Source organism: Algibacter lectus, from assembly GCF_900112395.1.
In the GTDB taxonomy this organism is placed as follows: domain Bacteria; phylum Bacteroidota; class Bacteroidia; order Flavobacteriales; family Flavobacteriaceae; genus Algibacter; species Algibacter lectus.
Genome location: NZ_FOLN01000001.1, coordinates 814,437 through 839,452, shown reverse-complemented (window position 1 = coordinate 839,452; position 25,016 = coordinate 814,437). Strand labels below are relative to the sequence as shown.

12 protein-coding genes are annotated in these 25,016 nt (G+C 34.2%); 9 read left to right on the top strand and 3 right to left on the bottom strand.

All coding sequences use genetic code 11. The features are described 5' to 3' along the window. From BM246_RS02895 to BM246_RS02880, 4 genes are all read left to right on the top strand, one after another. Window positions 1–663 carry a response regulator gene (locus tag BM246_RS02895; protein ID WP_042504545.1) on the top strand — a complete coding sequence of 221 codons (663 nt, stop codon included), beginning with the start codon at window positions 1–3 and terminating at the stop codon, window positions 661–663. Between the two features lie 244 nt (window positions 664–907). Next, complete coding sequence (locus BM246_RS02890; protein WP_074935709.1) at window positions 908–2,203, top strand: family 43 glycosylhydrolase; 1,296 nt, start codon at window positions 908–910, stop codon at window positions 2,201–2,203. A gap of 147 nt (window positions 2,204–2,350) precedes the next feature. After that, a complete protein-coding gene (locus tag BM246_RS02885) occupies window positions 2,351–4,603 on the top strand; it encodes a tetratricopeptide repeat protein (RefSeq protein ID WP_231961811.1) in 2,253 nt (750 codons plus the stop codon). A 208-nt stretch (window positions 4,604–4,811) separates the two neighbouring features. After that, the gene (locus BM246_RS02880; RefSeq protein WP_074935708.1) at window positions 4,812–7,361 is read left to right on the top strand and encodes an adenosylcobalamin-dependent ribonucleoside-diphosphate reductase; all 2,550 of its coding nucleotides are present in this window, start codon (window positions 4,812–4,814) and stop codon (window positions 7,359–7,361) included. A gap of 71 nt (window positions 7,362–7,432) precedes the next feature. Here BM246_RS02880 and BM246_RS02875 read toward each other — a convergent pair whose 3' ends face one another. The 3 genes from BM246_RS02875 to BM246_RS02865 are packed head-to-tail and all read right to left on the bottom strand — an operon-like array spanning window position 7,433 to window position 10,668. Continuing rightward, a complete protein-coding gene (locus BM246_RS02875; protein WP_042504547.1) occupies window positions 7,433–8,494 on the bottom strand; it encodes a mandelate racemase/muconate lactonizing enzyme family protein in 1,062 nt (353 codons plus the stop codon). Beyond that, entirely contained in the window at window positions 8,494–9,564 is a 1,071-nt protein-coding gene (locus BM246_RS02870; RefSeq protein WP_074935707.1) for an N-acetyltransferase DgcN family protein, read from the bottom strand. Before BM246_RS02870 ends, BM246_RS02875 begins: the two co-directional genes overlap by 1 nt. Before the next feature lie 42 nt (window positions 9,565–9,606). Beyond that, the gene (locus BM246_RS02865; protein WP_042504551.1) at window positions 9,607–10,668 is read right to left on the bottom strand and encodes a pyridoxal-phosphate dependent enzyme; all 1,062 of its coding nucleotides are present in this window, start codon (window positions 10,666–10,668) and stop codon (window positions 9,607–9,609) included. Window positions 10,669–11,140: 472 nt separating this feature from the next. On the opposite strand from BM246_RS02865, the gene fsa reads away from it, so the two are divergent. The 5 genes from fsa to BM246_RS02835 all read left to right on the top strand — a co-directional run bounded on the left by fsa (window position 11,141) and on the right by BM246_RS02835 (window position 25,012). Continuing rightward, window positions 11,141–11,797, top strand: a complete 657-nt coding sequence (gene fsa / locus BM246_RS02860) for a fructose-6-phosphate aldolase (protein WP_042504552.1) — start codon at window positions 11,141–11,143, stop codon at window positions 11,795–11,797. Window positions 11,798–11,921: 124 nt separating this feature from the next. Next, the gene (locus tag BM246_RS02855; RefSeq protein ID WP_231961810.1) at window positions 11,922–14,750 is read left to right on the top strand and encodes a DUF5060 domain-containing protein; all 2,829 of its coding nucleotides are present in this window, start codon (window positions 11,922–11,924) and stop codon (window positions 14,748–14,750) included. A gap of 59 nt (window positions 14,751–14,809) precedes the next feature. Then, complete coding sequence (locus tag BM246_RS02850; protein WP_231961809.1) at window positions 14,810–18,895, top strand: two-component regulator propeller domain-containing protein; 4,086 nt, start codon at window positions 14,810–14,812, stop codon at window positions 18,893–18,895. 489 nt (window positions 18,896–19,384) lie between these two features. Next, window positions 19,385–21,985, top strand: coding sequence for a glycoside hydrolase family 3 protein (locus tag BM246_RS02840; protein WP_175489767.1), 2,601 nt, complete (start codon window positions 19,385–19,387; stop codon window positions 21,983–21,985). A 27-nt stretch (window positions 21,986–22,012) separates the two neighbouring features. After that, window positions 22,013–25,012, top strand: a complete 3,000-nt coding sequence (locus BM246_RS02835) for a SusC/RagA family TonB-linked outer membrane protein (protein ID WP_074935702.1) — start codon at window positions 22,013–22,015, stop codon at window positions 25,010–25,012. Window positions 25,013–25,016 lie beyond the last annotated feature (4 nt).

Genomic DNA, 25,016 nt, shown 5'->3' with positions numbered 1-25,016 from the left:
ATGTTTAATAAAGTTTTAATTTCGGACGATTTAGGGGTTATAAACCAAGGAGTTTCTACAATTTTGAAAAATTTGAATATAGAAAATGTTTTTAAAGTTCAATATTGCGATGAAGCTTACTTAAAAATAAAAAAAGCAAAATTAGATAACGAACCCTTCGATTTGCTTATCACAGATTTATCTTTTGTGTGCGACCATAGAGAGCAAAAACTAAAATCTGGTGAAGATTTGATAACATTAGTTAGAAAAAAACACCCAGATGTAAATGTAATAGCTTATTCTGTAGACGATAGATTGCAACAAGTTAGACGCTTGGTAGCTTTAGGGATTAACGGCTATGTTTGTAAAGGGCGCAATGGTGTTAGCGAGCTGTCTCAAGCGGTGCAAAGTGTGTACGAAGGTAAGCGGTATTTTTCACCTAAAATAGCCAAGGCTTTAGACAATAAATCTAATTTAGAGATAGATATTTTTGATGTTGAATTACTCCGTAATATCTCAATAGGTAAGTCTCAAGAAGAAATAAGTGCTATTTTTAAAGAAAAAGGAGCTTCGGCATCTAGTTTAAGCTCTATTGAAAAAAGATTGAACAAACTTAAAATTCAATTAAACTCGAAAAACACCATACATTTAATAGCCATAGCTAAAGATTTAGGATTAATTTAAAAAAAAAATAGGGCTTTTACGGAAACCCGTAAAGATTAACCCTACAGTAGTAGTATTTTTGTAATAGCTATTAATAAAGCTGTAGGGAGCTTTTAAACTCTGTGTTGTTAGGGCACAGAGTTTTTTTTGTTTGTTAGAATTAATTAAATTTTGTCTCCGTTAAAGCGCCTTTCCTTTTTGTGAACGCTGTCTTGCTTTTTTGCTTATTTGTTATATTAGCAAATCACAACTAGACTAAACCACCATGCTGAAACCATTTTTGTTTTTATCTGTTATTTTTTCATTGCTTGGGAACGCTCAGAACCCAATAACGAAATCACAAGGTGTGTCCGATCCTCACATTCGGGTGTTTAATGATACTATTTATTTGTATAGTGGACACGATTCAAATCCTACAGATAAAATATGGGATATGAAAGATTGGCGGGTTTTCTCCTCTACTAATTTAATAGATTGGAAAATGGAACAAGCTATTTCTCCTAAAAATAATTACATGGCCGATAATAGTTCCGATTGCTGGGCCAGCGATGCGGCGACTAGAAATGGTAAGTATTATTTCTATTTTTCCGATAGAAAGCGCGGTATTGGTGTAATGAGTGCTAATAAACCAACCGGTCCGTTTACAGATGCTTTAGGGAAACCACTGGTTTCTCCAATGCACGATCCCACAATTTTTATTGACAATGATGAGAGCAAAACACCATATATTATCTATGGCGATAAATCCGATGCATATTACATTGCGAAGCTTAATAATGATATGATTTCTACTGCTGAAGAACCTAAACCTATTATAATAAAGGGTGCGTCTTGGGAGCAAGCTCCCGAATGGATGGATAAAAATTATTTGTTTAAGCATAATGATACTTACTATTTAAGTTGGGGACGCGAGTATGCTACATCCAAAAATATTTACGGACCTTATAAAAGTTCAGGAGCTTTTGGAAAAGGGCATCATCTAGATGAATTTGCACACGGAAGTTTCTTCTGGTGGAAAGGTCAGTTTTATCATATTTGGTGTTATTATATTGAAAATGGCTTTAAATTTAGAGAAACCATTATCTCCTATTGTCATATTGCGGATAATGGAGATATTGTTACAGATACTAAGTTTTTAGATGAACATTTTAAAAATGGAGTAGGTCAATATGATGCGTCTTGGAATAAAATTGAAGCCGAATGGTTTTATGATAAATCTGAAGGTGTTGAGAAAAAAGGAACTCGAGATGGAGGTTTTTGGTTGTCTAATATTAAAAATGGAGCTTGGGTGAAATTTGCAAATGTGAACTTTTCAAACAAGGCATCAAAAATTAAAGTTACTCTAAAGAACATCCAAGGTAAAGGGCATATTGAAATACGCAAAAATAGTATTTCGGGTTCTATAATCGGGCAAATTGAATTGGAATCTACCAAAAATGAAGAGCCACAAGAACTTCTTTCAATTATAAAAAAAATGAAAGGTAAAAAGGATATATACCTGAAGTTTTCCGGAAATAAAGCATTTAAAACAGAACTAGATTATTTTAAATTTGAAGAATAAAATAATTGTTTAATCAGAATTGAAATTGCATTTAGTAATCTCCGTTAAAAAATTTAGTTTAAGAAAATATCTTCTTTTAAAACATGATATTATTTAGGTTTTAAGCTCAAAAATTCACTTAATTTTAGAGCTTAAAATTATGTAATATTGAAATTTATAAACATAGTAAGTGCTGTTTTATTGGTCGTTTTTACGCTGTTTTCCTGTAAAGAAAAAACGCCGGAATATGTAGCCGTTTCAGGCGACATAGATAATGTTTTTGCATCAACAGCTCAAATTCCAGACAATCATTTTTTAGGAGATCAAAGTTGTAAATCATGCCATGCTAATCAATTTAAATTGTGGCAAGGATCTCATCATGACAAGGCCATGCAAGTGGTTTCAGATTCTAGTGTTTTGGGAAATTTCAATAATGTAAAATTTAAAAGCCAAGGCGTTACGTCTCATTTTTATAAAAAAGGAACCGATTTTTTTGTTAATACCGAAGGTCCAGATGGCACATATCAAGATTATAAAATAGTATACACTTTTGGTGTTACACCTTTACAGCAATACATTGTTCAGTTTCCAAACGGGCATTATCAATGCTTAAGAACGGCTTGGGATACCGAAAAAGACAAATGGTTCGATTTGTATCCAGACTTTAAAGTTGTCCATTCCGAGTGGTTGCATTGGTCTAGAGGCGGATTAAATTGGAACAATATGTGTTCCGATTGTCATTCCACAAATGTTAGAAAAAATTACGATTTCGAGTCGCATAGTTATGATACTAAATACGCCATAATTAACGTGAGTTGCGAAGCCTGCCATGGGCCAGGGAAAACTCATGTGGAGCAAGCTAATTTAAAAGGAAAAGACTATAAGTTTACGGGAGATTTAAAAATGTCGGTTGGCACGGATCCAAAAGATTTAGTAGGTCAATGTGCACGATGCCATATGCGGAGAGAGCAGGTGTCCGAGTATTTTAACTTTGAAGGTACCATGCTAGATCATTATTTTCCGGAGTTAATTAATCAAAGAACCTACCATCCAGATGGTCAAATTTTAGATGAAGATTATGTCTACGGTTCCTTTGTACAGAGCAAAATGTATCATAGTGGTGTAACCTGTATTAATTGTCATGATGCGCATTCATTAGAACTTAAATTTGAAGGCAATAATCTATGTGCACAATGCCATGTTCCGGAAACTTACAACACGCCTAGCCATCATTTTCATTCAAATAATTCCGAAGGGGCAAAATGCATTAATTGCCACATGACGGGTAAATATTATATGGGAAATGATTTTAGAAGAGATCACAGTTTTAGAATTCCGAGACCAGATTTAAGCTTAAAATATGGAACACCCAATGCGTGTGTACAATGCCATGCAGATAAAGATGATGCTTGGGCTTGGGAGCAATTTAAAAAACAATATGGTGAGCCCGATTATAAACATTTTTCAGAACTTCTTGCTCCTGGTTTAGTCGGTACAGAAAATGGATTACATAATTTACTAGAATTAGCCAAAGATACCTTGTATCCAGATATTGCAAGGGCTTCTGCTGTTAGTGGTTTAAATAATTATTTCGATGCGAATACCGTCGATAATTTAATTAGTTTTTTGGATGATAAATCGGCCCTTGTAAGAGGTGCATCTTTAGATGTTCTAGGGGCAGTAGATTCTAAAGATTATGTAAATTATTTGCTGCCAATGCTTAAAGATGATAAGCGCTCGGTAAGAGTTAAGGCCTTTTATACCTTAGGTTTTTTAGATGAAATTCAAATACCCGAAGAATACAAAGCGGTATATAAAAAAGTTAGGAAAGAATTTGATACTAAATTAAGTAGCACAGCAGATTTTGTTGGAGGAAGAATAAAAAGAGCAGATTACAACTTGCAAAAAGGTGATTTAAAAGCCGCTATTCGAGGTTATGAAAGTGCTTTAGAAATTGACAATATTAATAACATTGTACGAACCAATTTGGCTAATTTGTATTATAGAAATAACGATTTTTTAAAAGCAGAAAAGGCTTATAAAAAAATTATAGAATTAGAACCTGATTATGCAGTAACGTATTATTCGTATGCATTGCTATTGGCCGAATTAAACAGAATAGACGATGCTATAATACAAATGGATTTAGCTATAAAGCATGGTCCGGAAAACATTAGGTTTTATTATAATTTAAGTTTACTCTACGATAAAGTGAATAATTTAGAACAAGCTGAAAAAATAGCAGTACAAGGTTTAAAATTAGATACTAACAATGAGAGTTTACTCTACGTGCTCGCTTATATTTATAACAAAGGAAATCAAAGAAATAAGGCAATAAATATTGCTTCTAAATTGGTGCAATTATTTCCAAATAACACACAATATGGAGGTTTCTATAATCAATTAAATAGAGCTAATTAGCCTTGTTTAGGGGGTAAGGTGTTTTTATTATTTTTTTGATAAATTGAAATTAGTTGTTAGCTTTTTATCTATTGTTGTTTTGTAATTATTTAAAAATAAGAGTAGTGCAAAATTTTATTGAAAACTTTATGATAATTGTCATCTTTTAGGTTTTTGTTTTTGAAGACATTTAGTACGTCTTATATCAATTTAAATCTTCCAGAAAAACATGAATTCTCAAACATTACAGAAGCCCCGAAAAACATATTCTAAAGACGAGGCTTTACAAGCAGCACGTAATTATTTTAAAGGTGATGAATTGGCCGCTAGTGTGTGGTTAAATAAATATGCATTGAAAGATTCGGCTAATAATATTTACGAGAGTACTCCAGATGAAATGCATAAAAGAATTGCTTCAGAAATAGCACGAATAGAGAAAAAATATGATAACCCACTTTCAGAATCTGAGATATTTGAAGTCATTAAAAACTTTAAATATATTGTGCCACAAGGAAGCCCGATGGCAGGAATTGGAAATCCTTTTCAAATAGCGTCTTTATCGAATTGTTTTGTTATAGGAAATAATGGGGAATCGGATTCTTATGGAGGCATCATGAAAATAGACCAAGAGCAAGTACAATTAATGAAGCGTAGAGGTGGCGTTGGTCACGATCTATCTCATATTCGTCCTAAAGGTTCTCCTGTAAAAAATTCAGCATTAACCTCGACTGGTATTGTGCCGTTTATGGAGCGTTATTCCAACTCAACAAGAGAAGTAGCTCAAGATGGGCGCCGAGGTGCATTAATGTTATCTGTGTCTATAAATCATCCAGATGCAGAAGCTTTTATTGATGCCAAATTGGAGCAAGGTAAAGTAACAGGAGCAAATGTTTCGGTTAGAATTGATGATGCTTTTATGCAAGCGGTAAAAACCAATAGTAGCTACGTGCAAAACTATCCTGTAAATAGTAAAAATCCACTTTATACTAAAACGATAGAAGCTCATCGCATTTGGAAGAAAATTGTGCATAATGCATGGAAATCGGCAGAACCTGGGGTTTTGTTTTGGGATACTATTATTAGTGAGTCTGTACCAGATTGCTATGCCGATTTAGGATACAAAACCGTCTCTACAAATCCATGTGGAGAAATTCCTTTATGTCCTTACGATTCTTGCAGGTTATTGGCTATTAATTTGTTTTCTTATGTTGAAAATCCATTTACAAAACAGGCTGAATTCAACTTTAAGTTATTTAAAAAACATATCGTTATAGCACAAAGAATGATGGATGATGTAATTGATTTAGAGTTAGAAAAAATTGATAAAATTTTAGCTAAAATCGATTCAGATCCAGAGCAAGATGATGTAAAAGCTATAGAAAGAAACCTTTGGATAAATATTAAGCAAAAAGCTACGGAGGGCAGAAGAACTGGCATTGGTATAACGGCAGAAGGAGATATGTTAGCTGCTTTAGGTATTCAATATGGAAGTGAAGCTGGCAATACATTTTCCATGGAAGTGCATAAAACATTATGCATTGAAACCTACCGAGCTTCGGTAACATTAGCAAAAGAACGAGGAACTTTTGCCATTTTTGATGCAGACCGCGAGAAAGAGAATCCGTTTATTTTACGTTTAAAAGAAGCAGACAGCCAATTGTATTATGAAATGTTAGAGTATGGACGTCGAAATATTGCTTTGCTAACCATTGCTCCAACAGGGACAACGAGTTTAATGACGCAAACATCCTCTGGCATAGAGCCTGTTTTTATGCCTGTTTATAAACGAAGAAAAAAAGTAAACCCAAATGATAAAGATGCTCGTGTAGATTTTGTGGATGAGGTTGGCGATTCGTGGGAAGAATATATTGTTTTTCATCATCGTTTTAAGCAGTGGATGGAGGTTAATAATATAAAATCTTCAAAACATTTTACACAACAGGAACTCGATAAATTAGTAAAACAATCGCCTTATTATAAAGCAACATCGAATGATATTGATTGGAAAAGTAAAGTCGCTATGCAAGGCGCCATTCAAAAATGGGTAGATCACTCAATAAGTGTTACTGTTAATTTACCAAATAATGTTAGTGAAGATTTGGTGGGCGAGTTGTATTTAAAAGCATGGGAAGTAGGCTGTAAAGGTGTGACTGTTTATCGTGATGGTTCTCGAGCGGGTGTTTTAGTAGCGACAGATACTAAAGAAGAAGAACAAGCTGTAAACGATAATTTTTCAAAAAAACGCCCATTAAGTTTAGAAGCCGATGTGGTTCGTTTTCAGAATCAAAAAGAAAAATGGATTGCTTTTGTGGGCTTGGTAGATGGTAGACCTTATGAAATTTTCACGGGTTTAACCGATGATGAAGATGGTATTATAATTCCGCGTTGGGTGGATAAAGGTTTTATTATTAAAAATAGAAATGATGATGGATCTTCACGTTACGATTTTCAATATAAAAATAAACGAGGTTACAAAACAACCATAGAAGGCTTGTCTCATAAGTTTAATCCAGAGTTTTGGAACTACGCTAAACTTATTTCCGGAACCTTGAGACATGGTATGCCCATTGATAAAACAGTAGAATTAATACAAAGTTTACAGTTAGATTCAGAATCGATTAATACCTGGAAGAACGGTGTGCAACGCGCATTGAAACGTTATGTGAAAGATGGCACTAAGGCTAAAGGACAAACCTGTGAAAATTGTAATTCCAACGAATTAATATATCAAGAAGGTTGTTTAATTTGTCAAGATTGTGGAGCATCTAAATGCGGATAACCATAAAATAATAGGCATAAAAAAAGTGATAATTAAAGGAAGATATTTTCTTTAATTATCACTTTTTTATTTTAGTCTTTAATTCGTCCTAATCCGGCTGCTTTACTTGGGTATAAAATACCTTTGTCTAGCTTAAATAAGCCTTTAAAAGGATCAGCAATCATATCTAAATGCCCATCTAGATCGGCAAACTTTATATTTTGTCTAGAAAGTGCAAAGTGCAATCCTGCCGAAATACCTAATCTACACTCGTCTATACAACCTACCATAGCTTCTAAGCCCGCAGATTGAGACACCGAGTTAATATGCATGGCTTCGCGAATACCACCAACTTTCATCAGTTTTATATTCACCATGTCTACACGTTCATTTTGAGCTAAACGAAACGTGTCTTTTAGGGTTTTTACACTTTCATCTGCCATAACGGGAATACCAGTATTTTTGGTTACTTGGCCAAGAAGTTCGTCCATACCTTCTTTGGTTGGCTGTTCAAAAATTTCGATACCTACTTTTTTAGTCCCTTCAAAAAATGCAATGGCTTCTTTTACAGTATAACCTTGGTTTCCATCGAAGCGCAATTGTGTACTTGGGAACATATCACGCAAGCGTATCATTTTTTCTATATCTTCTTCTACGGAAAGTCCGCCTTTAATTTTCAGAATAAAAAAACCTTCTTTTACATAATCTCCGGCAATGCGCAAGGTATCTTCAATAGGAAGAATACCTAATGTAATACTTGTTGGAATGCTATGACGATAACCTCCTAAAAATTGATATAAAGGGGTATCGATTTTTCTAGCAACTAAATCCAGTAAAGCCATGTCTACCATAGCCAAGGCTGATGATTTTCGTTTTAGAAGTGGTTTTAAATCATGCAGAATCTCGGTACTCATAAAGCTGTTTTTTCCTTTTAAAAAAGGAATGATAATATCTTTAATGTCTTGCTCAACTTCTTGAGGAGATTCTCCTGTAACCACAGCGTCTGGTGCCGCACAACCATAACCAATAGCTAGTGTATCTGTTTCAATTTTAAGAATGAAATTTACAGCTTTCGATATGGTTTCGTAAGCGATAGTATAAGGCTCTGAGAGCTTTAAATCTAGACGCTCATATGATACATTGGTTATTTTCATTACAGTTTAGAATCTAACAATTCTATTAATTCGTCTGTGCCATGTGCTAAAACATCAAATGCAGGTAAACCTGTTTGTTTAGTGATGGCTTGGCATGCTGGGGTAATTTCATCAGCCGTCATACCTTCATGGTTTACAGTTATGGCCAATACTTTTACACCAGAAATAGTTTCAATAGCTTGAATTTGTTTTTTTAATGTATGCAATTTATAGCCAGGAAAACCATCGTATTCTTTACGTGTAGGTGCATGTTGTAAGATAACATAATCTGGACGTCCAGCAGCCAAAATTTCGAAACCACCAGGATAAGCAGGGTTCATTAAACTACCTTGACCTTCGATTACAATAACATCTGGTTTTTCATTTTTGTAAGCGCTAACAACGGCGTGTTCTATTTCGCCAGAAACAAAATCGTTAATACAGCTATCCATAATCATGCTGTATTTTGCACCTTGCATCCAAGCAGTTTGCCCAGTACCAATCATTTCTGCACTGCGGCTTGCTTTACGTAAACCTTGAACAATTAACCATGCTGTGGTACGTTTGCCAATAGCAGAATCTGTCCCTAAAACGGCAAGTTTTAAACAGTCTACTTTTTCAATGTCTCCGGAGAAAAAATGTAGAGTATCGCGATCTGGGGTTTTGCGTACATCACGAATGCGACACCCGTTTTCTTTAGCAATGTTTACTAGCTCTTCATCGTTTGTCAAAAAATCGTGTAAACCACTATCTACGTTCCAACCCAAAGTAAGCGCTTGTTTTATGGTAGCTTTAGCTTCTTGCGGTAATCTTCCTCCATCGGGAGCTAGGCCTATAACCAAGGTTTTAGGTAAAGCACCAGAGTTTTTTAATTCTTTAATAGCAGAAGTTAAATCTTTAAAAATTATAATGCCATTTTTTTTGCCGTCTAATGTTTTACCTGCATCTTGGCCTTCATATTTGCTATCAATAACGCCAACTATTTCGTAACGTTCGGTAAAACGGACTAAACCGTGAGCAGTTTTACCATTAGGTGTATTAAATGCGCCTTCACAATATACAAGTGCGCGTCCGTCTATTTTCTTTTTCATCTTTAATTTAGTTTTTAAAATATGCTTAATTAAGCGTATTTATTAGTTTTTTGCCGTTAAGACTGCCACAAAACGGTCTGGTTCAAAATTTAGTTTTTCATCGAGTTCTAGCAATCCAATAAGTCCTGCAGTTGAGGCTGGTAATATTTTTAAACCCTCTTTTTTAAGAAGAAAAGTAGCCATCTCTTTCATTTTTTTGTCACTTACGTTAAAAGCATCTCCTTCAGATTCTTTTAATGCAAATAAAGCTTCATCTCCATCAAAACTATGCCAATTTATAAGCGGTTCGTTATATATAGTTTCTTTTATAGCCTTGGGGTCTAAATCTTCACAAGAGCTTAATCCTTTTTTAAAAGAACTCACAATTGGGTTTTTATGTGAGGATGAGGCTGCTATCATTTTTGGTATACGCGATGTTTTACCACGCTTGTAAAGCGTAACAAAACCTCTATAAATTCCAGCAAATAAAGTGCCGTTAGAAACTGGTGCAGCGCAATATTTTGGGGCATCACCTAGATCTTCCACGATTTCGTAAGCTATTTGTGCATAAGCCGTAATTTGTAAAGGTGTATTGGCTCCGCCTGGATTGGCATCGTACCAACCATACTCAAAAGCATAATCTGTGCTAGATTTTACAACATCTTCATAGCTGCCTTCCAATTTAATAATTTCCGCGTTAAGTATTTCCATTTCCTTAATACGCTCGGTATGGTAACTTTCAGGAATAAACACTTTACATTTTAAGCCCGCTAAATTTGCTGCCAATGCTACAGCTACGCCATAATTACCACAGGTTGCTAGAGAAATAGTATCGTAATCGCGACGCAAAGCATCATACACCTGTGCAAAGGCAATGCGGTCTTTTTGCGTACCGGTTGGGTTGTCACCTTCATATTTAATATATAGTTGGCGAATATCGAATTCGCGTTCTAAGGCTTTTGCTCTATTTAATCCGGTATCTCCAACTTCAATATTTATAATATCTTCAAAATACTCCAATCTATCGATTAGTGATTTCGTTTTATCTTTTACAAAATCACTCAGTTTTCGAGTTTCCGAAGAGACCTTTATCTCTGCATTTTTTACGCCATCTCTTAATAACATAGCATTGTTAGATTTATTAATTGCGTATCTAATTTATACACAAAAAGAATATAAAGGTCAATTTTTTAGATAAATTTTTATTAAATTTTTGAGTACTTTTTAATGAGGATAAACTGTGAAATTTAAGGTGGTTTTTAAGAGCAATTTACTTCTGTATTTATGAGGTTTAATGGGCGATATTGATCTTTAATCGACCATGTGCTTTACCTTTTTTCTTCAAAAATTTTAAAGTTGAAAAACGAAAAGTTCTCTTTTAGTTTTAATACTATCTAGCAATAACTGTTTCTATAGATGTGAATTATGGAGCAATTCGCATCATTTGTTTCATAGAATGATTGATTTGTAATATGGGGTCGACTTTTCTGTATGTAGATTTGAGTATGAATTTTCGATTTAAGTGAGAATTTAATTTATTTCAGATAAACGAAAATTAAATAGTAAAAACTTAACGATAAAATTAAGAAAGTAAATTATGAAATTTTTTATTGATACAGCAAATTTAAGTGATATTGCAGAAGCTCAAGCTTTGGGTGTTTTAGATGGCGTTACAACAAACCCATCGTTAATGGCGAAGGAAGGTGTTACAGGAAGCGATGCAATTTTGGCACATTATAAAAAAATATGTGAGTTAGTTGAAGGTGATGTAAGTGCCGAAGTAATTTCTACCGATTATGAAGGTATGATAAAAGAGGGAGAAGCTTTAGCCGCGTTGCATCCACAAATTGTAGTAAAACTACCGATGATTGCTAATGGCGTAAAAGCTTGTAAATATTTTTCGGATAAAGGGATTAGAACCAATGTTACTTTGGTGTTTTCAGTTGGGCAGGCCTTATTAGCAGCCAAAGCAGGAGCAACCTATGTGTCGCCTTTTTTAGGGCGTTTAGATGATATTTCTACAGATGGTTTACACTTAGTAAAAGAAATTAGACATGTGTATGATAACTATAATTTTGAAACACAAATTTTATCAGCATCTGTTAGAAATACTATGCATGTTATTAATTGTGCTAAAATTGGCTCTGATGTGATGACGGGACCACTATCATCTATAACAGGTTTATTAAAACACCCTTTAACAGATAGTGGTTTGGCTAAATTTTTAGAAGACTATAAGAAAGGTAATGGGTAGGATGTGATAAAAATAATATATACTTTTAAAGAGTAAATAAAAACTAAAGTAGATTTTGGTGGATTTTAATTTAATTCTCCGAAATTTAGCAAAACAACCAATTAACCAACCAAAACTAGATATAATGAGAACATTAACAGTGATGTTTTTTTTAATTACCCAATTAACTTTTTCGCAAAATAATGATGTAAAAGTCGAAGGCGTCTTAAAAAAATGGCAAAAAATAACCTTAAATTTTAAAGGAGATACTTTTAGTGAAAGTCAAGAGGATAATCCATTTTTAAATTACAGACTTAATGTTGTTTTTAAGAATAAAAAGAAGACTTATAACGTTCCCGGTTTTTATGCTGCAGATGGTAATGCTACCGAAACAAGCGCTAAGAAAGGAAAGGTTTGGCAAGTTCGATTTACTCCAGATGAAGTTGGCACATGGACTTACGAGGTGTCTTTTAGAAAAGGAAAATATATAGCTATAGATGATAGTAAAGAAGCCGGAGAACCAGTGGCTTTTGATGGTGTAAAAGGTGATTTTGAAATTACTAAACCAGATGAACAAGCAAAAGGAAGATTGCAATATACGGGCGATAGATATTTGCACTATGCAGAAAATAATACACCATTTTTAAAAGGAGGAACGGATAGTCCTGAAAACTTTTTAGGATATTATGAGTTCGATCAAACACCTGATAAACACAGATACCAACCGCATTTTAAAGATTGGAAAAATGGAGATCCAACGTGGCAAAATGGAAAAGGGAAAAACATTATTGGTGCATTAAATTATCTAGCATCAAAAGGCATGAATTCGGTTTATTTTTTAACCATGAATGTGCAAGGAGACGGAAAAGATGTTTGGCCATGGACAGACGAGAATGAGCGTTACCGCTTCGATTGTAGTAAACTAGACCAATGGGAAATTGTTTTCGATCACATGGATAAGTTAGGTTTAATGCTACATATTGTAACTCAAGAAACAGAGAACGAATTGTTAATGGATATTGGTGAACTTGGCGTACAAAGAAAACTGTATTACCGAGAGTTAATAGCAAGATTTTCTCATCATTTAGCAATAACATGGAATTTGGGAGAAGAAAATGGACCTGTACATTGGTCTCCAAAAGGTCAAAATGATAGCGATAGAAAAGCCATGGCTAAGTATATTAAAACCCATGACCCTTACCAGAGTTTAGTGGTGCTACATACACACTCTCAACCAAAAGATCAAGATTTGTTTTTAAATCCATTATTAGGCTATCCGTTTTTAGATGGTCCTTCACTTCAAACACACGAACCTGATTTAATTCATGACATAACCAAAAAATGGATAGATCAATCTCAAAAAAATGGAAGAAATTGGGTTGTAAATCAAGATGAAATTGGCCCTGCCGATACTGGAGCAAAACCAGATAAGGACGATCCTGACCATGATGATATTAGACACAAAGTGTTATGGGCAAATTTAATGGCTGGAGGAGCTGGCGTAGAGTGGTATTTTGGGTATAAATTTGATCACAACGATTTAAAATGTGAAGATTGGCGTTCTAGAGATGCCGTTTGGGATCAAACAAGATATGGTTTAGAGTTTTTTCAGAAGTATTTACCTTTTACAGAAATGCAATCGGCCGATGGTTTAACTGATAATCCAGACGATTTTGTTTTTGCTAAAAATGATGATATCTATGCTATTTATTTACCAGAGGTAAAAGAAACAAAAATTAACCTGTTTGGTTCTAAAAAAATGTTTCAAATACAATGGTATAACCCAAGAACAGGCGAAGCATTACAAAACGGAACTATTAAGAAAATACAAGGTGGCCAAAAAGTAGACATTGGTTTTCCTCCAAATAAAGAAAAAGATTGGGTGGCTTTATTAACCTTAAAAAATAAAAAGAAAAAAGGAACTTCGGAAACTAAAAAAGAAGTAGTAACCTTAAATGCTTTAACGGATTTTGAGATAGAAACAGATAATAACAACGCGGTATATTATAAAGATAAGTCCAATAACGTTTTAGCTATAAACGCTGCAGATAAAGACCAACGCTCTAAGTTAGCTTATGCTAGTAATAGGTTTAGCGGATTATCTGGATTGTATAACTTGACGTTTATTTCTATGTCTGAGAATGATGGGGAATCGGAATACCTTATTTTAAAAAATGGTAGTATTATAAGTGAGGTAACAAACCCAGAAACAGATAAAACATTTAATGAAGCACGTCATGATTTAGGCAGGATTTTTATTGCTGAAAATGATATTATCCAAATAGCATCTAAGGCTGTTACAAATAAACAAATACCTGAAAACGATGAAACAGCCTGGTCTAGAGGTCGATGGAGTCGTTTAGTTTTAACACCCGAAGGCATGGTAACTAACGGTATGTTACAAGCTGAAACTGCTTTTACAGAAAAAGATGGGGTGTTAGAAATTGAAGCAGAGGATTTTCATTATAATTCAAAAAATGGAACAAACAGAGCGTGGATTGTTAAAACGGCTAAAGAGAAAACAGACCAAAGTAAAACCGCAAGCTCTAATAAATATATTGAGGCCTTTCCGGATACACGCGTTACGCATGACGATGTTTTAATTACAGGTGATAATTTTTTCCCTTTGCCAGGTGTTGGTGGTTTGGTTTCATATAAAATAAACGTTAATACAGCTGGTCGTTATTATGTTTGGGTAAGTGCTTACTCTAAGGGTACCGAAGACAACGGCGTTCATGCTGGTGTAAACAATACGTGGCCAGAAAGTGGAGCACGCATGCAATGGTGCAATGGTAAAAATAAATGGACTTGGTCGTCAGCGCAACGTGTACCTGAAAATCATTGTGGAACGCCAAAAACTATATTTTTAGATCTAGAAAAAGGAGAATCTATTTTATCATTCTCTATGCGCGAAGATGGTTTAAAAATGGATCGAATTATTCTAACAAATGATGTTAACTTTAGTCCTAAATAAATTGTAATAATATGCAGCTAAAAAGATGCACTAATCTTTTAATATTTTTCAGCTTTCTCTTGTCCCTAAATTTTTGGGCACAAACACCTACTCAAGATTTTAGTTTTGTTAATATCAGGGAAGGAATTTCTAAGGTAGGTATTTATTCTATCACCCAAGATCATCATGGGTTTATGTGGATTTGCACCAATGGCTCTGGGCTTTATAAGTTTGATGGTATAGATTATACGTCATATAAATTTAAAGTTGAAGACTCTACGTCATTACGAAGCAATCTTGTTTTTTCGTCGTATTTAGATAGAGAAAATCGACTATGGATTGGTACAGAAGATGGTTTAAATCTATACAATAGAGATTTAGATCAGTTTGAAAAAATACCTGTTGGTAATACCAATGAGATTGGTATTTCAGTATTAAGTATTAAAGAAGACAATCGAGGGAATCTTTTAATAGGGACTCGAGGTTTAGGTTTGTTTTTAATGAATTTAGAAACACGAGAAGTTGTTCAAGTGATTAACCGAAATCGATATCCCGCTATAAATGCCATAGAGATTTGTAATGAAACGGTGTTTTTGGGAACCAGTGTTGGGCTTCGCATATTAGATTATTCCAATAATAAAATTAGAAAACCACATAGCAACAATAATTTTAATTTCAATCTACCTATACAAACATTAAAATGTAGTTCAAGCAATAATTTATGGGCAGGAACTTACGGAAATGGCGTTTTTAAATATCAGTTAGAAGATGATACCATTACGGCATTTTCAAATTTTGAAATAAGTAATAAGCGCATACTTGCTATGGTTCAGTTGCCAGATCAGTCCTTATTAATTGGTTCTGAGAATGATGGGCTTTTTCATCTTAGCTCCAACGGAACGCTGATAAAAAGATATTTGTATCACAAAAGAGATGAAAATAGTATTCGCTCAAACTCTATTTGGTCTTTATTTCTTGATAAGGAAGAGCGTATTTGGCTAGGGTATTACAACAGCGGTGTTGCTGTAAGTGATAAACTCTTTGATAAGTTTGGCAATATAGAAAGTTTAACAAGTAATATAAACTCTTTACAAACGGGCTCTGTAACTGGTATAGTTGAAGATAGTGATGATAAACTATGGGTTTCCATGGATGGTGGAGGCATTGATGTAATTGATGTTAAAAACTCAAAATTTAAGCATATAAATCTATCTAACGTTAAGCATTATTCGGGGTTAACTAGTAACTATATCCAAACGATTTTTATAGATAGTAAAGAAAATGTTTGGGCAGGAAGTTGGGACAATGGTTTTTATATACTAAAAAAAGGAGAAAATAAATTTAAGAATTACAATGTAGAAAACTCTAATGGAAGTTTAATTTCTAATGCTATTTTATCCATCACAGAAGATCAAGATGGGATTATTTGGATAGGATCGTTTTACACTGGTATATACGCTTATAACCCAGAAACAGGTGTGCTTGAAAATTATAATTCTGGTCCATTTGAAAGCATTTCAACTACCGATGTTAGAAAAATTTTAGTCGATAAAGATAATACCATTTGGTTTGGTACTACCGCTGGGCTTTTCAAAATAACAAAAAGTGAAAATGGCCAATTGCAACTGGATTCTTTAGAAGAGCAGATGTCGCAGGCACCTAACAATCAAAAAAGTGCCAATCATATTCTGTCATTATATCAATCTTCTAACCAATATATTTGGATAGGAACGCGGGGTGCCGGACTTTGTAGATACAACAAGGAAACCAACGAGTTTAAATGGTATAATAAAATTACAGGTTTTCTAGAAGAAAATGTAACCGGAATTATTGAAGATGATGCTGGCGATATTTGGGTAACGGGTAATTCGGGAATTTCAAAGTTAAATATTGAAACAAATGAGGTAACAAGCTACTCGTCTAACGATGGCTTATTGTCCGACGATTTTAATTTCAACGCCACGTTAAAAGATGAAGGTGGAGTGCTTTATTTTGGTAATTACAAAGGTATAGATTACTTCAACCCAGAAAAATTGGAGGTAAATTCGAGCGTACCTTCTTTGTTTTTAACAGGATTAAAAATTTTCAATAAAGATGTAGTTCCAAATCAGGAAAATAGCCCACTCACTAAGGTTATTACCGAAACTGAAAGTTTAGAGTTTAATTACGAGCAAACGGTATTTACTATAGAATATACAGGGATTAATTACACAAGACCAGAAAAAAATCAATATGCTTATTATTTAGAAGGCTTCGAGGAATCTTGGAATTATGTGGGCGATCTGCAAAGTGCCACCTACACAAACCTAGATTATGGCGAGTATACCTTTAAGCTGAAAGCCGCGAATAATGATGGAGTTTGGAACGAAACGCCGCTAACACTTAAAATAACTATGTTACCACCTTGGTGGAAAACAAATGTTGCCATGGTGTGTTACATTGCTTTATTTTTTATGGGAGTATATCTTTTAAATAGAATGACTCAAAGTAGAATAAAAGAGAAGGAGGCTATTAAAAACGAACGTATTCAGCGTGCACAAGAAGATCAATTAAATGAGAAGAAAATTCAGTTTTTCACCAATATTTCTCACGAGTTTAGAACACCACTTACTTTAATAATTAATCCGCTACAAGATATTTTAAGAGATACAGGATTAAGCCTTCCGTTTACTGTTAAAGATAAACTAGATGTTATTTATCGAAATACCGATAGGCTTTATAGAATGATTAACGAGCTTATGGATTTTAGAAAGTTAGAACTCGATAAAGTTAATATTAGAGCTTCAGAATTTAACCTGGTGAGTTTAACAAAAGATGTGGTTGCTTTTTTTAAAGAAGAAGCATCTAACCGAAATATTTATCTTTCTATGGATTCCGATGTGCCCGATTTACCAATTTGGGCAGATGCGAGTATGTTAGAGAAAATTATTTTTAATATCCTGTCTAACGCTATAAAAGTTACGCCAGATGGTGGTGCTATTAATGCAGATATTTTATCTACAGACGATTTGGTTTTATTCCCTTTAATAGATGAAAAAGAACCACGTAAGGCATTAGAAATTAGAATATCGGATACAGGTCCAGGATTAGAAAAAGATCAAATAAATAAAATTTTTGAACGTTTTTATCAAATTGAAAACCTTAACAAAGGGTATTACGGAAGTACAGGTATAGGTTTAGAGGTTGTGCAAAGTTTTATTAAACTGCATAAAGGTAAAGTTGAAGTGGAAAGTGAAGTCGGTAAGGGCACCACATTCAGAATTCTACTTCCTGCTGGGAATACACATTTTACAAAAGAAGAACTTGCACCTCAGGTGGTTTCAGAAAGTGTGAAAAAGGAAAAATTTATATTAAATTCTGCTGTAGAGACAACAGAAACCGATAGCGATGCAGCAAGTGGCACTAAATCGAGTACATTACTTATTGTAGAAGATAGTGTGGAGCTGAGAAAATATTTAAAAAGTGAATTAAAAAATCATTACAAAATATTGGTTGCAAAAAATGGAAAAGAAGGCTTAAAAATTGCAAAGCAATCTATACCAGATATTATTTTAACCGATGTTATTATGCCAGAAATGGACGGCTTTGAGTTTTGTAAACAAATAAAAACGGATATAAAAACGAGTCATATTCCGTTATTAATGCTAACTGCTAAAACCAGAATAGACGACCGTATGGAGGGCATTGGTTTTGGTGCCGACGCGTATATGGTAAAACCGTTTGATATGCGTTTACTAAAATTACGTTTGGCACAATTAATAACGAGTAGAAAGTTAATATTCGATAAATATTTTGGAGATATAAGTGGTAAGGAACAAGCCGGAACTACATCTATTGATAAAGAGTTTATACAAAAAGTATTAAGCTACATTAGTGAAAATATGAGTGATTCCGATTTAAGTGTTGAGGTTTTGGCATCGCAGTTAAATTTAAGTAGAAGTCAGCTTTATCGCAAAATAAAATCGCTTACGGGCCAAACGGTAAATGAGTTTTTAAGAAAAATACGTATACAGAAGGCTAAACAAATTCTGGAAACCGGAAATTCTAATATTAGTGAGGTGTGCTATAAAGTAGGGTTTTCTTCACCTTCATATTTTACAAAATGTTTTAAGGCCCACTTCGGAATTCTGCCTACGGATGTTAAGGTAAAAGACGATGAGGTGTAAATAGATTATAGCTTCAAATTAAAGAAGAAAAACACATAAAAGCATAGTTTTTATGTGTTTTTTTATGCATTATAATCTGTGCTAAACGTATTCAATCTTAATATTTCTAGCTGCCTTATTTTAAGTATATCAATGTTTTAACATCAAGGCTGTTTTGTAATAGATGTTGCATCTTTTGTGTCAAATGTTGTAAAACATGTGTTTATAGGGGTAATCGCAACAAAATTCTCATTGTTTGCTTAATGCGTTCTATCAAAAAAGCGATTCGTCAAGTATATTTGATTTCATAATTATTGAATTTCAAAATGAAACATCGCAAAACCCTATTAAAACTTTTAGCAGAAATTTTACTGGTCTGTTTTATGCTTTTCATTTTGGTTATGATATTCAGTTTCTTTTAAACGCAAATTATATATGCTAATAACTAAACTTAACATATTGAACATTAAATATTATAACATAGCTTTTGTTGTAATATTGACATGTGTCTTGAATTCTTGTAACTCTAACAAAAAAGAGGTTGCTTTTCAATTTCAAGATGAATCGCTTATTACAGAAGCACGTGTTAACGATTTAGTATCGCGTTTAACTTTAAAAGAAAAAATATCTCAATTAAGATATGATGCTCCAGCAATAGAACGGTTAGGTATTCCTGAATACAATTGGTGGAACGAGTGTTTACATGGTGTTGCTAGAGCGGGAGAAGCGACTGTTTTTCCTCAAGCTATAGGTATGGGGGCAACATGGAATCCAGATTTAATTTTTGAAATGGGAACAGCAGTTTCAGATGAAGCTAGAGCTAAGCACCATCAGTTTATAAAAGAGGGTAAAAGACGCATGGGCCAAGGTTTAACATTTTGGACACCCAATATCAATATTTTTAGAGATCCGCGTTGGGGTAGAGGTCAAGAAACTTATGGTGAAGATCCATTTTTAACCAGTAAAATTGGTGTTAATTACATTAATGCCTTACAGGGCGATGATGATAAATACTTGAAAGTAGTTGCTACAGCTAAGCATTTTGCTGTACACAGCGGTCCGGAGAAATCGAGACACCAAGATAACTACCAAACGAATAATAAAGATTTATACGAAACGTATTTGCCAGCATTTAAGGCAGCCGTTAAGGAAGCGAATGTCTATTCCGTAATGTGTGCGTATAATAGATATAGAGATGTGCCATGCTGTGGTAGCGATATGCTATTACGAAAAATTCTTCGCGACGACTGGGGTTTCAATGGTTATGTAGTATCCGATTGTTGGGCGATAAACGATTTTTGGCAAGCCGAACATCATGGCGTTGTAGAAACACCAGCAGAAGCGGCGGCTATGGCGTTAAATAACGGCACAGATTTAAATTGCGGAAATGTTTACGACCCTAGTCTTAGCGATGCTGTTTTAAAAGAATTGGTAGATGAGGTAGCTATTGATGCTGCTGTAAAAAAACTGTTTTTAGCACGTTTTAAATTAGGTATGTTTGATGCTCCAGAACATGTAAAATGGGCAAACATTCCTTATGATGTTGTAGTAAGCGAAGCGCATTTTGCACTGTCGGAAAAAGTGGCTAAGGAATCTATGGTGTTGCTTAAGAATGAAAACGAAACATTACCACTTAGTAAAGATTTAAAATCCGTTGCTATAATAGGTCCTAATGCAAATTCTACACAAGCTTTATTAGGGAATTATCATGGTACGCCAAACCAGTTTATTACTCCTTTAAAAGCTATAAAGTCGAAATTACCTAATACAGAAATACATTATGCTTTGGGTAGTGATATTGCTACGGGATGGTCCACTTTAACACCTATTCCTAATTCGGAACTCAAAAGCGAAGGCGAAGCAGGTTTAAAAGGAGAGTACTTTAGTAATAACATTTTTAAAGGTGAGCCTGAGTTTACAAGGGTAGATAGTATTATCAATTTTGTTTGGACGCCAAAACGCCCTATTAACGATTTAAAATCTGATAACTTTTCGGTTCGTTGGACAGGAGCATTAAAACCAACCGAAAGTGGTGCATACAGAATAGGTTTAAAGGCAAGTAGTTTTGCTAAATTGTTTATAAACGATTCACTTTATTTCGAGTTTAGTGCAGAATATGAGCCAAAAACAAAGTATTTCGATACGGTTTTAGAAAACGATAAATCATACAATATTAAAATAGAGTATAACAACGTATTGTCCGATCCGCAAGCACATTTGCTTTGGGCCAAATTAGATGAAGACTTAATAACTCCAGCTATAGAGGCAGTTAATAAGGCCGATGTTGCCATATTGTTTTTAGGGCTTTCACCAGAAATTGAAGGCGAAGAAATGGAAGTGAAATTAGAAGGTTTCGATAAAGGTGACCGCTCTGAAATTTCATTACCTAAAAACCAAATAGAATTAATGAAAAAGGTGCATGCAACCGGAAAACCAACTATTGTTGTTTTAATGAATGGGAGTGCGTTGGCTGTAAATTGGGCAGCCGAAAATGTTCCTGCAATTTTAGAAGCTTGGTATCCTGGAGAATTTGGAGGAAAAGCTATTGCCGATGTTTTGTTTGGTGATTATAATCCTGGAGGGAAACTTCCGGTAACCTTTTATAAATCGGTAACAGATTTACCAGATTTTAAAGATTATAACATGGAGAATAGAACGTATAAATATTTTAAAGGAGATCCTTTATTTCCTTTTGGTCACGGACTAAGTTATTCAAATTTCGAATATTCAAACCTAAAAATAGCAGATCAAGTAACGCTTAAAGATGCTATTAATGTTTCAGTTGAAATAAAAAATATAAGTAAAGTTGCAGGCGATGATGTGGTTCAAATTTATTTAACACATTTAGATAAACAAGAGCAAAACGCAATTAGAACTTTGGTTAGTTTTGATAGAGTGCATCTAGCTGCTGGAGAGACTAAAACCTTAAATTATAAATTAGATACTGAACAGTATGCTTGGGTTAGTTCTAAAGGGAAAAAAATATTAGAACCGGGAAATGTATTGCTAAGTGTAGGAGGTAAACAACCAAATTTTACTGGTGTTGCCGATGCGAGTTCTACATCTGTTTTAAAAAAAAGAGTATTATTAACAAACAAACTAAATAAATAACTAATTAATTAACTTAAACTATTTAATATGATGAAGTTTAAACTTTTGGGTATGTTGCTTGCTATGTTCTGCATGCAAAATGCCTTTTCACAAGCAAAAACCATAAGCGGTACAGTTTCAGATACTGGAGGTATGCCTTTACCTGGTGTGTCTGTAATTGTTTTGGGTACCACAAATGGAGCATCTACAGATTTCGATGGTAATTTTTCTTTGAAAAACGTAAATATAGGAGATCAAATTACAGTAAGTTACGTTGGTATGGCTACTAAAACGCTAACTGTAGGTAATCAAAATACATTAAAAATAACCTTAGAAGAATCTCTAGAAGCACTAGAAGCTATTGTTGTAGTTGGTTACGGAAAGCAGAGTAGAGCCACGGTAACAGGAGCAGTTTCTACGGTAGATGCTGAAGAAATGTCGGCTTTACCAGTAACTAATGCAGAGTCTGCACTTCAGGGGCGTGCACCAGGAATTACTGTTGTAAACGGTGGTGTTCCAGGTTCTAGTCCGGTAGTTTTGATTAGAGGTTTAGGTACTTTTGGTAACAACTCGCCATTATATGTTATAGATGGTGTTATTGTTGGTAATTTATCTGGAATAAGCCCTAACGATATCGAGAATGTATCTATTTTAAAAGATGCATCTACTACTGCTATTTATGGAGCACGTGGTTCTAATGGTGTGGTTTTGGTAACAACTAAAAAAGGAAAAAGTGGTAAAAGCCAACTATCATTCAATACGTATACGGGGTTTCAACAAAACACGAAACGTTACAACACCATGAATACCATTGAGTATTTGCAACATGCAGGTAATTTAGGAGTTTTTCCAAACAGACCATTATCTACGTATAAAATAAATACAAACTATCAAGATGAGATATTTAGAACAGGAATGATGCAAAATCATAGTTTAAACTATTCTGCGGGAACCGATAAAAGTTCTCAATATTTTTCTGCGGAATATTTAAAACAAGAAGGAATTATTGTTAACACAGGCTTTGAGCGTTATTCGTTTAGAGCAAACAGTTCTGTTAATATCGGTAAATTAAAAGTAGGTGAGTCTATGGCGCTTTCGTTTGGAAAACAAAACCCAGAATTATCGGGTGGTGGACGTTCTTTAATTACTCATGCTATTAAAGCGGCTCCGTATTTACCGGTTTATAACTCTAATAACGATGGCGGTTTTCAAGGGCCTTCTTCATCTGCAGATGGACAAGATGCTGAAAACCCAGTACGTATTCAAACACACCCTACAAGCATTAACAAAACGTTAAGCGTTATCGGTAACTTATATGCCGATTTAGAGATTATTGAAGGTTTAAATTATAAAACACAAGTTGGTTTAGATTATTTTACGTTTGATGGAAACACATTTACGCCATCATTTAGTGATGATAGTGTTGACGGTAGTAGTACACATGCTCAAAACTATGCCGAGTATGGTAGAAGTCATACTCAAGGGCAAACTTTAATTTTTACAAACAGTTTAAGTTACAGTACAACTATTGCTGAAAAGCATAATTTAGAATTATTAGCACTTGCTGAAAAAACAGAGAACAAGAGTACAAATTTTGGTGGAAGTGCAAGAAACTTAATTACAAACGAGTTAGTTCAATTTGGTGCCACAACGCCATCTATTGGAAGTGGTTCTAGTGAAACCAATAGATTAGGTTATTTAGGAAGGGTTAATTATAACTTTGAAGATAAATATATTTTATCTGCTTCTATTAGAAGAGATGCTTCTTCAAGATTTGGTGCAAACAATCGTTGGGGAACATTTCCATCGGCTTCTTTAGGTTGGAATATTGCTAAAGAAAACTTTTTAGACGATTCTAATGTTAGTAATTTAAAACTTAGAGCAAGTTACGGTGTAGTTGGTAACGATAATATTGGAGACTATTTATACAGTGCCACGTTAACGGGTAATTTTGAGTACCCATTAGGCGATGGTAATGGAGCAGGTGTAACTGCAAATGGTGGCGCAAATCCGGATTTGAAATGGGAGGAAACTACCATGTTTAATGTTGGTTTAGATTTTGGTTTAAATAATGGGCAGTTTACTGCAAGTTTAGAATATTATAGAAACCAAAGTGACGATTTATTATTAAGCTTACCAGCACCATTATCTAATGGTATTAATGCCGGAAACATCACGGCAAACGTTGGTTCGGTAGAAACTAGTGGTGTAGAGTTAGCTTTAGGATTTAATGATTATGAAGGTGATTTTACATGGTCGGCGAATTTAAATTTAGGAACTAGTGGAAACGAAGTTTTAAGTTTAGGAAGCTTAGATGCTTTTGAAGGTGCAGCCATGAAAGATGGTAAAGGAAACATTTCTAGAACTACGGTTGGCGAATCGTTATTTCATTTTTATGGTTTAGTAAGCGATGGTATTTACCAAACTCCAGAAGAGGTAGCAGCGGTATTTACATCAAATCCAGGGCAAACTACAGTACAACCTGGAGATGTTAGGTATAAAGATTTAAATGGAGATGGAGACATTACTTCTGAAGATCGCGATATTTTGGCAAACCCTTATCCAGACTTTACTTATGGATTAAACTTAAGTGCTAATTATAAAAACTTCGATTTAAATTTATACATCACAGGTATAGAAGGTGTTGATATTTATAACACTAACAAATACGATTTAGAAGCTGGTGCCAATAGATTATTTAATGGAAGTAAATTATTACTAGATAGTTGGACACCAACTAATCCATCTACAACACAACCAAGAGTGCCAGGAGCACCACAAAACCATAGTGTTTCAGATAGATATATTGAAGACGGATCGTTTACAAGGTTAAAGAACATTAGCTTAGGTTATACGTTTACCGACGGTGTATTTGAAAATTATTTTTCAAAGTTGAGATTATATGTAAGTGCCCAAAACTTAATCACCCTAACGGATTACAGCGGATTAGATCCAGAAATAGGACAAGGAAATCAAGAATTTGGAATAGACCGTGGACTTTATCCACAACCTAAATCTGTTATTTTAGGACTTCAAGTATCATTTTAATAAA